The organism is Namhaeicola litoreus (assembly GCF_042679565.1).
GTDB lineage: Bacteria > Bacteroidota > Bacteroidia > Flavobacteriales > Flavobacteriaceae > Namhaeicola > Namhaeicola litoreus.
In genome coordinates this window covers 60,448-74,116 of sequence record NZ_JBHTMY010000004.1, presented here as the reverse complement: position 1 = coordinate 74,116, position 13,669 = coordinate 60,448, and the positions used below count along the sequence as shown (strand labels likewise).

7 protein-coding genes are annotated in these 13,669 nt (G+C 37.0%); all 7 read left to right on the top strand.

All coding sequences use genetic code 11. The annotated features are described in order from the left end of the window. Positions 1 to 9: 9 nt before the first annotated feature. The 7 genes from ACFQ39_RS14250 (at position 10) to ACFQ39_RS14220 (ending at position 13,642) form a co-directional block, all read left to right on the top strand. Positions 10 to 1,323 carry a SusD/RagB family nutrient-binding outer membrane lipoprotein gene (locus ACFQ39_RS14250; RefSeq protein WP_377180163.1) on the top strand — a complete coding sequence of 438 codons (1,314 nt, stop codon included), beginning with the start codon at positions 10 to 12 and terminating at the stop codon, positions 1,321 to 1,323. A gap of 934 nt (positions 1,324 to 2,257) precedes the next feature. After that, the gene (locus tag ACFQ39_RS14245; RefSeq protein ID WP_377180161.1) at positions 2,258 to 5,455 is read left to right on the top strand and encodes a SusC/RagA family TonB-linked outer membrane protein; all 3,198 of its coding nucleotides are present in this window, start codon (positions 2,258 to 2,260) and stop codon (positions 5,453 to 5,455) included. Between the two features lie 18 nt (positions 5,456 to 5,473). Beyond that, positions 5,474 to 6,943, top strand: a complete 1,470-nt coding sequence (locus tag ACFQ39_RS14240; RefSeq protein WP_377180159.1) for a RagB/SusD family nutrient uptake outer membrane protein — start codon at positions 5,474 to 5,476, stop codon at positions 6,941 to 6,943. Between the two features lie 100 nt (positions 6,944 to 7,043). After that, positions 7,044 to 7,751 (top strand): hypothetical protein, encoded by a 708-nt coding sequence (locus tag ACFQ39_RS14235; RefSeq protein ID WP_377180157.1) that lies wholly within the window; start codon positions 7,044 to 7,046, stop codon positions 7,749 to 7,751. A gap of 82 nt (positions 7,752 to 7,833) precedes the next feature. Further along, positions 7,834 to 8,580, top strand: a complete 747-nt coding sequence (gene rlmB, locus ACFQ39_RS14230; RefSeq protein ID WP_377180155.1) for a 23S rRNA (guanosine(2251)-2'-O)-methyltransferase RlmB — start codon at positions 7,834 to 7,836, stop codon at positions 8,578 to 8,580. A gap of 287 nt (positions 8,581 to 8,867) precedes the next feature. Beyond that, on the top strand, positions 8,868 to 12,071 hold the full coding sequence (locus ACFQ39_RS14225) for a SusC/RagA family TonB-linked outer membrane protein (RefSeq protein WP_377180153.1): 3,204 nt from the start codon (positions 8,868 to 8,870) through the stop codon (positions 12,069 to 12,071). Positions 12,072 to 12,088: 17 nt separating this feature from the next. Next, complete coding sequence (locus tag ACFQ39_RS14220) at positions 12,089 to 13,642, top strand: SusD/RagB family nutrient-binding outer membrane lipoprotein (protein WP_377180151.1); 1,554 nt, start codon at positions 12,089 to 12,091, stop codon at positions 13,640 to 13,642. The last annotated feature ends 27 nt before the right edge of the window (positions 13,643 to 13,669 follow it).

Below are 13,669 nucleotides of genomic sequence, written 5' to 3'. Positions count from 1 at the left end.
TATATAATCATGAAAAAATTAAAAAATTATATTCTGTTATTCTCTACCGGATTGGCGATGTTGTCTTGTAGTAGTTATACAGATGGGATCAATGTTGATCCGAACAACTTTACAGAAGCCCCAGGGAATTTGTTGGTTGGACAAGCTGAGTTAGAAGTAGTGAAACTAACTTCTAGTAATGCATCTCGCCTTTCAGGTATTTTTACTGACCAGTTTACCGGATCAGACAGACAATACGAAACCATCAATAACTACACTGTTACTGCAGGTGATTTTGATGATGAGTGGGATGATGTTTATGTACAAGGAGCTGCACAAGCCATTCTTGCAAAAGAAGCCGGTTTGGAAAGTGGCGATGACTTATTGGTTGGGGTTGCTTCAATTATGGAAGCATTATTAATGGGAGAAAGTGCTGCCCTATGGGGAGACATTCCTTATTCTGCTGCTTTCGACGTGGTAGATAACCCAAATCCTACTTACGATAGTCAAGCAGAGGTTTTTGCAGATGTACAAGCCTTATTATCTGATGCCGCTTCTAGATTAGGAACTGCTAAAGTAGCTAATGTCTACAACTCTGCATTTGTTTCAAACGGAGCAGTTTGGGCCCAAATAGCGCATTCTCTAAAAGCGAGATATTATTTGATCGCTAAAGATTATACCAATGCTTTGGAACAGGCTAAGTTGGGTATTAGTTCAGCCAATGGAGATTTATTATCTCTTCATTCAACAGTAAATGGTTCAGAGAATTTATACTGGCAGTTTGAGGAAGAGCAAAGAGGTGGTTATTTAACTGCCAATGGTTCTAATTTGGTAAAATTATTGTCTGGAGAAAGAGCTAGATTGTTAGCAACTCCTGGTGATGCAGCTCGTTTAAACGATTATTTCGTTGCAACTCCTGCAGGTCATAGTTTAAATACGGATAGTTACTTTGGTGTTGATGCTCCTTATCCAATTGTTTCTTTTGTTGAAACCAAGTTGATCGAGGCAGAAGCTGCTGCCAGAACAAGTGGTGATGGTCTAACGCCATTCAATGAAGTTAGAGCTTATTTAGCAGAAAAATACAATGGATCTTTCCCTGCCTCTACAGCAAGTGGAGATGCTTTGATCAACCAAATTTTGGAAGAAAAGTATTGTTCTATGCCTGGTTCAATCCAGATATTTAACGATGTGAGAAGAACTAAAAATGTTTTAGGTGTTCCTGTAAAAAATACTACAGCTCCATCTATTCCTCAAAGATTCTTATACCCACAAATTGAAATTAACTCTAATGCAAGTTTCCCAGGTTTGATCGATTTATTCGAACCAACTCCTGTGAATAAATAAAAAAGAGCGAAAGTCACCCTTTTTTAGGCTGACGAATACCTTGATCATTAAAAAACCTGAGAAGCTCGCTTCTCAGGTTTTTTTTTATGCTTCCAAACAACCAAATAATTTTTCTTTTCGTAAAAAATACTTTCATTCAATCATATTCAGAACAAGAGCTTATCAATTTAGTTTAGCGAGACCCTCAAAATTTGATGAGAGCGCACTGAAAGCGCACTGAATGCGCACTGAGATTGCACTGAGATTGCATGAAAAGTGCTTTACAATTGCATATTCCCTGCCATTTGAATACCAATACCATCCTATTTCAATAATGTCTCTATGCAGTGTATGATATACCCGCAATGTTTTTGAGTTGTGCGTTACATCACCACACCAATACAATCGACGGTATATAAACCGATTTAAGCTACATTATTGGATTATGGATGTAACTTAAGTTACTTTACCACCACTCAAAATTCATCGTAAAACGCCTCATTTTTTTAATTTAGCTATTAAAATTAACACTTCAAACCAATATGATTCTCGCGTAAAAAATGGATAAGCATTTAGGCAATTTAAAATGGGCAAGTCTTATACAGAAACGCAAAGATTCAATTGTTACTTGACTTATAGGCGTAAGCCGTAAATAAAAAGTTTTTATGAGTAAAGCGTCATATCAACATTTCCACCCCTCAAAAACAGTTAAAAACCCATGCTTTTCTGTAACATTCGTTAACATTATTTTAAGATTTAGGCGCTGTATTTATTTTCTTTGTCATAAAATAATTTTTGCCATTATTAAGCAACCATTTCATATATGCTGCATCACTTAATTATGTTCACATTTCTTTAACATGATTAACAGTTTTTTTGTTAATAATCTTGCCTGTTTATACTTTTTTTCAGATTTTTGGACACAAATAATTCATATTAATTAAATCATCATAGAATGAAAACAAAGCTTAGTGGAATTTTAACGCTACTTTTAGCGTTAGTGGTGCAGATTTCTTTTGCACAACAGAAAACTGTTTCAGGAAATGTATCGGATGAAACCGGTCCTTTACCTGGAGTTAGTATTCTTATAGACGGTACAACCAGAGGTACCGAAACAGATTTTGATGGTAACTATACAATTTCAGTAAACCAGGGCGATGTATTAAGATTCAGCTTTGTGGGAATGGAAACTGTCACAAGAACCGTTGGAGCAGACAATACAATTAACTTAAGTATGGTTGCTTCAGCCAATACTTTAGATGAAGTTGTGATCGTAGGTTATGGTTCTTCAACTAAAAAGTCTTTTACAGGTTCTGTTAAAACAGTGGATGCTGAAATTTTAGAAATGAAATCAGTATCTAACGTAGCTCAGGCTTTAACCGGTGAGGTTGCAGGGGTTACTGTAATCAATACTTCCGGACAACCTGGTACAGTACCAACGGTTAGGGTTAGGGGTTTTGGTTCTGTAAATGGTAACAGAGATCCATTATATGTCATTGATGGAATTCCTTTTTCGGGAGCTTTAAACACCATCAACCCTCAAGATATTGAGTCTACAACAGTTTTAAAAGATGCAACTGCAACCGCAATTTATGGTGCTAGAGGTGCGAACGGGGTAATCTTGATCAATACAAAAAGAGGTCGTTCAGGTACTTCAACGATTGAAGTTGATTTAAAATCGGGTGTCAATATGCCTTTATTAGAGAGACATTCTCGTATCAAATCTCCTGAAGAATACATGGAAATCGGATGGAATGCTTTGTACAACCAAGGTGTTGTAACAGGTGCTACAGATCCTGCACAATACGCCAATGATAACCTTTTTGGCGGTAGAGGTATCGACCCAAAATACAATATGTGGAATCAAGCCGGTCCAGACTTGATCAATCCTGATACAGGTTTGTTCAATCCGGGTGTTACCCGTAAATACGACCCTGAGAACTGGGAAGATTACGGTTTTCAGACTTCTTTTAGAAGTGAGTTAAACTTAAACTTAAGTGGTGGAACTGAAAAAAGCAATTACTTTGCCTCTATCGGATACTTAGATGATCAAGGTGCGATTATCAACTCAAACTTCGACAGACTTTCTGCTCGTTTGAATGTAAACAGCGAAGTAAAACCTTGGTTAGATGCCATTTTTAATATGGGCTTTGCACGTACAGAGTCAAACAACAACGGTCAATCTGAAGACTCAGGTAGTATTTTCTGGTTTACAGATAACATTCCTCCGATTTTCCCATTATACGAAAGAGATGCAAATGGAAACTTTATACCTGAACCTATCTTTGGTGGTAATAAATATGATTACGGTATCGGTAGAAGTTTTGGTGCTTTGACCAACTCAATTGCAGATGCTCATTATGACAGAAGTAGAACAGAAAGAAATTCTGTTGACGGTAAAGTAGCTTTGAACATCAACTTTAGCGATCACTTATCTTTTGAAAATAGTTTTGGTGGACAGTACTACAGCAGTATTTTTAACAATTTGAACAACCCATTTTACGGTTCTGCAGAAGGTACTTTGGGATCTATCTTTAAGCGTCACGAAGAATTTACAACCTATACCTTGTTAAACTTGTTGCGATACAAAAACGATTGGGGCAACCACAATTTTGAAGCTTTGGCGGCGCATGAAGCAACAAATTGGTTAAGAAAAAGAAGCGACATTTCAAAAGCAAAAGCTGCTGATCCAAATCTAGATGATTTGACCAACTTCATCATCGTATCTTCTCCACCACTAGGGTATACAGATGAGTGGAGTTTAGAGAGTTATTTTGGACAAGTAAATTACGATTACAACAGTAAATATTTCTTATCAGCCTCATTAAGAACAGATGGTTCATCAAGGTTTGTTAACGACAAATGGGGTACATTCTATTCTTTAGGTGCTAGCTGGATTGTTACAGAAGAAAATTTTGCCAACAATTCTGGTTTCTTAAACTACTTAAAAGTAAAAGGTAGTTATGGTACTGTGGGTGAGCAAGCCGGTGTTGGTTTCTACCCTGGATACTACCTATATCAAACAACACTTTTGGGTGATTCATATGCAACGACTGAGCAAGTAATTGGTAACGCAGATTTAACCTGGGAAACTTCAACCATGTTCCAAACGGGAGTTGAATTTACATTGTGGAATTTCTTAGACGGAGCAATCGATTATTATATCAAAGATACTGACGATTTGCTATTCGACAGACGAGTAGGGCCTTCTGTAGGTTATGCATTATTAACCGTAAATGATGGAGCTCTCAGAAACAGTGGTCTTGAATTTGACTTGAATTTTAGAATTATCAATCAACAAGACTATAAATTCAATGTCGCAGTAAATGGTGCGTTCTTGCAAAACGAATTGACCAGAATGCCAATTGACCCTGCAACAGGAGAAGAAAAACTAATTGATATTGCCGGAACTTTTGGTAGATCTAAAGGTCACTCTTTGTATGATTTCTATATCAGAGAATGGGCGGGCGTTGATCCTGCTGATGGAGCTGCTATGTGGTACCAGTATTTCAATGATGAAAATGGCAATGGGGTAGTAGATGCAGGAGAAGGAATTCTGTCCATGTTAGACTTCCAAGATGCAAATCCAGATGCAGAAATTAGCAAAACAACAACGAAAACTTATTCTGCAGCAACTCAGAAATATGTGAACAAATCTGCGATTCCAACCGTAAGTGGTGGTTTTAGATTAAATGCACAAATCAAAAGATTTGATATCAGTACTCAATTTATTTATAGCTTAGGGGGTTACGGTTTTGATGGCAACTACCAAGATTTAATGGATAATGACCAAATTGGTAATAACAACTGGCATACTGATATGAGAAATAGATGGCAAGAACCAGGTGATATTACAAATATCCCAAGACTAGACAACGGTACTTCTACCAATTATGTTTCTACGTCTACACGTTTCTTGACAAAAACAGATTATCTCGCTTTTAACAACTTTAGGGTAGGATTTACTTTAACTGAAAGAGATTTTCCAAAGAGTGGAGTTGATAATGTGAACATTTGGGTTTCTGGAGATAACTTATTCTTAATGTCTGAGAGAGCTGGTTTTAACCCAACACAAAGAGAATCAGGTGCTTCAGAGCGTTATGCCTATGCACCTTTGACAAACTTCAGTTTAGGTTTGAGAGTTAAATTTTAATTAGAAAAATTATAGATCATGAAAAAAATATTTAATTATATCCTAACACTTCTTTTCCTAGGAGGCTTAGGATGGAGCTGTAGCGAAGACTTCTTAGAAGTTTACCCAACAGAGTTTTTATCTGCAGAGCAGTTAGCAGCTGCTTCAGAAAATAACCCGGAACTTTTAGCTGGAAGTTTGAACGGTATTTACACTTTAATGTTTGAAGCAGGAACGGGAGGTACCACAGGTCATGACGATTTTGGTCAAAAAGGTTATGATATTTATGGAGATATGTTGTGTGGAGACATGGCACTTTCTGTAAGTACCTATGGATGGTACAGAACAATAACCCAATTCCAAACGACTACTGACTTTACTTTCCAAGACAATTATCAGGTTTGGAGATATTACTATAGAATTATCCGTTCTGCCAACTTGGTTATTGACGCAGGTGGAGGAAATGATGTGGTGCCTGAATTGGAAGAAAATAAACACATCTTAGGCCAGGCAAAAGCGCTTAGAGCTTATGGGTATTTCTATTTAACTCAATACTTTCAAGAAGCTTATGACCCAAGTGAAGCCATTTTACCCATCTATACAAATCCTAGTGATCCAAATCAGCCTAAAAGTACAGCTGGTGAGGTTTATGCTTTGATCGAAAAAGATTTGACTGATGCCATTAGTTTATTAGAAACTTTTTCTAGAACACAAAAGAATCAAATAAATAAATCTGTAGCACAAGCCTTTTTAGCTTATACCTACGCGGTTACAGGTGAAAATGGTAAAGCTGCTGATTTGACGAAAGATATTATCGAAAATGGTGGGTACACTTTAATGAGTGCAGAAGAAGTTTTAGGAGGATTTACTGATGTTAACACACCAGGTTGGATGTGGGGTCACGACGTTGTTCTTGACAATGGCCTTGATTTGATCTCTTGGTGGGGTCAAATGGATGTCTATACTTATAGCTATGCTTGGGCAGGAGATTACAAAGCAATTGATGCAGATCTATATGCAGCCATTCCAGCGAATGACGTAAGAAAAGGACAGTTTTTAAATAACCCTGCTTCTGGTCGTAATTTACAACCAATCAATAAATTCTATGACTTAGATAGAGTAATTGGAGGTCAGAGAAATATTGAAACAGATTATGTTTACATGCGCGTTGCTGAAATGTATTTATTACATGCAGAAACTGCCGCAAGAAGTGGTGATGAGGGATCTGCAAAAACTGCGTTAAAAATGTTACTGGAAAAGAGACTTGATGACGTTTCATACGTAGACGGCCTTTCTGGACAAGCCTTGTTAAATGAGATTTATTTCCAAACAAGAGTTGAACTATGGGGTGAAGGAAAGAGTTATTTGGCCATGAAGAGATTTAAGGCTACAACCAAAAGAGGTCCTAACCACTACTCTAACATTGGTGAGTCTATTTCTTATGACGATGACAGAATGACTTTTGAAATTCCACAATTAGAAATTCAAAACAATCCATTTATAGATTAAGCAAAATAAAAACCGAGGATAGTATCACATTACTACCTCGGTTCTCAAATTTGCTATTATATCGATAAGATTTACATATCAATTTAAATAATTAGTAAAAATGAAAAAACTCAACATATTAATACTTTTAGCAATTTCATTGATTGCTTTTAGCAGTTGTAGTGATGATGACGAAACACTTAATTACGTCACCTTTGCTGACAAAACCACCACTTTTGGTGTTGATTTGGATGGAACAAATACCAATACATTCAAAGTTTACACAACCAAAATAATGGGTTCAACCAGAACTTTTGACATTCAAGTTTCTCCTTCTTCAACGGCAGATCCTGCATCTTACACGGTACCTTCTTCAGTTTCAGTACCCGGAGGTAGTAATGAAGGATCTTTTGACGTGACTATTTCTGATATCAACATTGGAGAAAATGGTAAAACTCTAATTTTAGAACTAGTGCCTCAAGATGGCGTATTTTTAGGACAACGTTTGGTTCTAAATGTAAAACAAGTTTGCCCTAATAACGAAGTAATTTTAGCCATCGTTTTTGATGAATATCCTGAAGAGTCATCTTGGGCTTTATTCGATGCAAATGACGTCGAAATTGATGCAGGTTCAGATTATGCAGGAGCAGAATCCTTTACTAAGGCCTTTTGCTTGGAAAATGGAACCTATACTTTTGTGATGTATGATGCCTATGGTGATGGTATTAACGCTCCTGGATATTACAGGTTAACCAATAATGGTAATGTGATTGTTGAAGGTGGCGGATTCGAAACTATAGAAAGCACTACTTTTACTGTAAGTAAATAAGTAGTTCAAAAAATAAAACTAAAAACAGTCCAACAATATGTTGGGCTGTTTTTTTTATGGTCTAAACTCTTACCTTTGCCTTATGGAAGAAAGCACTACAATATTTGGCATCAGAGCGATTTTAGAAGCCATTAAAGCGGGAAAAGAGATAGAAAAATTATATCTTTTACAAGATCTAAAAGGTGATTTAGCGACACAATTAAAACAGAGTATTGCAGAAAATAAGATCACAAAAAGCTATGTACCTATTGAGAAACTCAACAAACTCGCAAAAAATCAAAACCATCAAGGGGCAGTGGCCAAAATTTCCGTGGTTAAAACGGTAAATCTGGATAGTCTAATCGAAAATCTGCTCAAGAAAGAAAGTACCCCTCTTGTACTATTGCTCGATCAAATAACGGATGTACGTAATTTTGGCGCCATTTTAAGGACAGCCGAATGCACAGGAGTGGATGCTGTCATTTTTCCTAAACAAGGAAATGCACCTATTAATGCCGACACAGTAAAAACTTCCGCAGGAGCGGCGTTTAACCTTCCTTTATGTCGGGTAGATCATTCTTTAGATGCCATTTATGCCTTTCAGCAATCTGGTTTTAAAGTAATTGCTGTTACCGAAAAAACAGATACATCGTTTTACACATTGACCTTTGAAGAACCTACCGTATTAATTATGGGTTCTGAGGAAAAAGGTATTTCAAATGGCATTTTAAAAATTGTAGATGCCAAAGGAAAACTTCCCTTGTTGGGAAAAATAGAATCGCTCAATGTCTCTGTAGCATGTGGAGCTGCGCTCTACGAAATTGTCAGGCAAAGAGCATTACTGGCCTAATTATTTAACTTTTTTTTTATACTTCTTGCACTTTTACGCACAAAAACAGGCATAAATAGATATATACTAGGTATTTTACTTTGTAAACATTATATCATTTATAACCATAAATAGCTATCCATTGTATTAAATATATATTATTAGCACTTATTTTAAAGAATACCTATTTTTTTTTAGTATTTATTATATAGTGCATTAATTTGCGTATTATTTCTTTAAAAATTGCTTAGTTAACATAAATTTCACATATTTGGCACTTATAAATTTTCTAATTTAAATGTTAAATAATGAAAACAAGGTTTAATGGAATCTTAACGCTAATTTTTGCGTTATTAGTGCATATTTCTTATGCACAAGAGAAAACAGTTTCCGGAAATGTCTCCGATGAATCGGGACCTTTACCGGGAGTAAGTGTTATTGTAGATGGAACTACAATGGGTACAGAAACTGATTTTGATGGGAATTATTCTATTTCTGTCAAGCAAGGGGATGTGCTTCGGTTTAGTTTTATCGGTATGACTTCAGAAACCCGCACTGTAGGGTTGGAAAATGTGATTAACGTAGCCATGGTATCGGGGCAAAACACACTTGATGAGGTGGTTGTAACGGCCTTCGGTTTAACCAGAGAGAAAAAATCTTTAGGTTACGCTACACAAGAAGTAAAAACAGACGAACTAGCAAAAAACCCTGCAAACAACGTGAACAACGCTTTAGCAGGTAGAATTGCCGGTATTCAGGTTAAAGGTGCCAATGGAACCATTGGTGGATCGACCAGAGTTCTGATCCGTGGGGTAAACTCAATTTCTGGTGACAACCGTCCGCTTTATGTGATCGATGGTACTCCAATTCAAAATTCAAACTTTAACTCGGTTTCAACGCAAAGAAGTCAAGGTGGTATAGATTATGGGGATCTTTCTGCTGATATTAATCAAGACGACATTGAGTCTATCAACGTGTTAAAAGGACCTGCAGCTTCCGCTTTGTACGGTTCAAGAGGTGCCAATGGTGTGATCATGATCACGACCAAAAAAGGAAAAGCGAACAGAACAACTGTTGAGTTGAACACAAGTTTAACTTTTGATAACGTTTATGTTTTGCCTGAGTATCAAAATGAATACGGTGGAGGTTATTCTCAAACCTTTTCAACTTTTGATTTTGACCCTTCTCGTCATCCTGCAGAATGGGCTGCTTTTCAAGGACAAAAAATTCCAAATTACGGTGCTGATGAAAGCTGGGGACCTAAATTAGATGGTACTTTGGTAAGACATTGGGATAGCTGGTTACCTGGAGACCCTTCTTTTGGAGAGTTGAGACCATGGACAGCAAACCCAGATAACGTAAGAGATTTTTACGAAACGGGAATTACGCAAAATTACAATGCTGCCATTTCAGGTGGTACAGAAGGCACACAATACAGATTGTCTATGGGCCGCACTGATGAAGACGGCATTATGCCTAATTCTAGCAGAAAAGTAAACTCAATTTCATTGAACGGAACGCATAAAATCAATGATAAATTTACTACCTCTGCCAGTATCAATTATATCTACACTAAAATTAAAGGTAGACCTACTGTTGGTTATGACTTTAGCAACGGTAAAAACGTAGCGGTATCTTTTAACCAATGGTTCCAACGCCAGGTAGACATGAATCGTTTGCAGAGAAAATACAAATCACCAACAGGTGTGGCGCAAAGCTGGAACATCAGAAGCCCTACGGATACAAGACCAAACTACTGGGATAACCCATACTGGATTGTAAACGAATCATTTACAGAAGATGTGAGAGACAGGGTTTATGGTAACGTGAATTTGACATACAATTTGACAGATCATTTAACAATGTCTGTGATTGGTAGAACAGATTTTTACACCTTTACTGCTGAAGACAGAACCGCTTCAGGTTCTTTAGCAACTGAGTATTATTCAGAATATGTGAGACAAGGTCGTGAAGATAACTTCGAATTTTTGACTACTTATAACAACAGCTTCAATGATTTTGACGTAACTGTAAATTTCCAAGCGAATAACAGAACGAACAAATACAAAAATAATGGTGGTGAAACTGTTGGTGGATTTACTGTGCCGGATTTTTACAACCTGAATGCCTCTTTAGATCGTCCAAATATAACTGATTATAAAGAAAAGAAAATCATCAACTCTTTAACAGCTTTTGGTTCTTTCGGTTACAAGGGTATGCTTTATTTGGATTGGTCTGCTAGAAATGACTGGTCATCAACACTTCCAGATGGAGAAAATTCTTATTTCTACCCAGCTGTGAGTGGATCTTTTGTGTTTAGTGAATTGTTACCAAATGACATATTTTCTTTTGGTAAAGTGAGAGCGGGTTGGGCAAAAATCGGTAATGATACCGGACCATATCAGTTATACAATACATATGATTCTGGCACTCCTGTAGGTGGAGATCCAACTTTCTCTGTGCCAAATAACTCTAATAACCCATTATTAAAACCTGAGAATATTGAATCTTGGGAAATTGGTTTGGAGACTGCATTCTTTCAGAACAGATTGTCTTTTGATCTGACCTATTACAACAAAGTTTCTACAGACCTTATTTTACCTATCAGTGTATCGGGTACAAGTGGTTTTACTTCGGTTTGGGTAAATGCAGGTGAAATGACGAATGAAGGTTGGGAATTAGCGGCAAGTGTAACACCAATAAGAACAGATAACTTTAACTGGAACATCGGTTTTAACTGGGCAACCAATAAGAACGAGGTTGTAGAATTAGTTGAAGGCGTTGATAATTATCAAATTACTTCTTACGGACGTTCTATCAATGCCAGAGTAGGTGAAACTTATGGTTTGATGGCCGGTAGTGGTTTTACTTATGACGAGAATGGAACTCAGATATTTCAGCAACTAGCGAACGGAAATATTGAAACAGTGAGAACTTCCAGTAAAACGATTGGTTCTACCATGCCTGATTATACAGGAGGTGTGATCAACTCATTTACTTTTGGAAATTTCTCTATCAATGCTTTGGTTGACTTTTCACAAGGTGGTGATATTTATTCTATGTCTCAGAGATGGGGTACCAACTCAGGTTTAATCAAAGAAACTGCCGGTTTAAACGATAAAGGAAATCCAAAAAGAGATCCAGTTTCTGAAGGAGGTGGTGTGCATATCGTTGGAGTTGATCCTAATGGCAATCCTATTGACGGATACACAGATGCGCAACAATGGTATGGCCATTTAGCAAACAGAGATGAGGCCTTTGTCTATGATGCTAGTTTTGTTAAATTAAGAGAAGCATCCATTACATATAGATTAGATAGAAAATTGCTTGAAAATGCAAAAATCAGCGATGTTTCTTTCTCTGTCATTGGAAGAAACTTATGGTTGATCCACAGCAATGTACCTAATATTGATCCTGATGCTGCTCTGGGTAGTGGTAACATTCAAGGAATGGAATCAGGTCAAATTCCAAGTACAAGATCCATTGGTTTTAACGTGAATTTGAAATTCTAATCAAAAAAGAAATTAAAATGAAAATATTTAAAAACAGAACATCTAGAAAATTGATCAGAAATTTTGCTGCGATGTCCTTGGTAGTAGGTCTTACTGCCTCGTGTAATAATTTTACAGAGAATATCAATGTCGACCCTAACTCGGTAAGTGAGGTTCCAACCTCCTACCTATTGACAAGCGCACAGTCGAATTTGACATTTAACATACTTAACATTGCGGGTTACGACGTATTTGGGTCGATTTACAGCCAACAAATGGCCAATAACACGTATACAGGTACTGATAGATATGATGGTGACCAATCTAGTTTTATTGGATTTTATTCAGGTGGTTTATACAACCTTGAAGACATCATCCGATTAAACACAGAGGAAGCAACCAAGGAAGATGCTGCAGCCTCTGGTGATAATAACAATCAAATTGCTATTGCCAAAATTTTGAGAGCTTGGGCGTTTATGACAATAACAGATACTTGGGGAGATGCGCCCTATTCAGAAGCGCTTCAAGGAACTGAAAATTATCAACCCAAATACGATGCTCAAAAAGAGATCTATCAAGGTGCCATTGCAGAATTAAAAGAAGCGGGTACTTTGATTACTTCTGGTTTAAATCCTATTTTGGGAGATCGCTTTTATGACGGAAATATGGCTAGTTGGAAAAAATTAGCAGGTTCATTATTATTGAGAGCCGGAATGCGTTTTTCAAATACTGATGCAAATTTAGCTCAAGATGCCATCAATGCAGGACTTGCTTTAGGTGTGATTGAGAGCAATGCAGAAAATGCAGGGTTTCAATATGGAGGTGATGCCAGTAGTGCGAGTCCTTGGTACGATGAATTCAATATTGCTCCTTTTAGAATTGACTACAGTTTAAGTCATACAATGGTTAACTTTTTAGGTGATAGAAAAGATCCAAGATTACCTGTATTCGGTAAACCGGTTAGAAATATTAGTTCAAGAGACGATAATTCGAATGATTTCTGGTTGAAATACAAACCTTATGAAGTTAATGGAAACACCTATGCAGGTCAACCTTATGGTTATTTCGAAGCTACGGCACAGTTAATTGCAGCTGAAGAAACTTCATTAATCGGTGATTACTTTACAGAAAATATCGATTTGCCAAGTTACATCATTACATATAGTGAAGTGTTATTCATTATGGCAGAAGCGAAACAGAGATGGGGTATTGGTAGTGGTTCTGCAGAGGACTATTACAATGCTGCTATTGAAGCGAGCTGGGAACAATATGGTATCAGCACAGCCGGTCTAGATACTTATTTGGCTCAGCCTAGCGTGGCCTACAATGCTGACATGTTTGAAAAATCAATCGGAGAGCAAAAATGGGTTGCCATGTTCGCACAAGGATTAAATTCATGGGCAGAATGGAGAAGATTAGGATATCCTGAACTTCAAAGAGCTCCAGATGCTGCAGGTGATGAAGAAATTCCAAGAAGAAGAGCCTATACACAGTCTGAATTTGATTTAAATGAGGATAATGTAAATGCTGCTATCTCAAGAATGGGTGGTAACGAATTGAGTACCAGAACCACTTGGGACGGAGGAAATTAATTTCCAACCTACATTGAAATAAAAGCC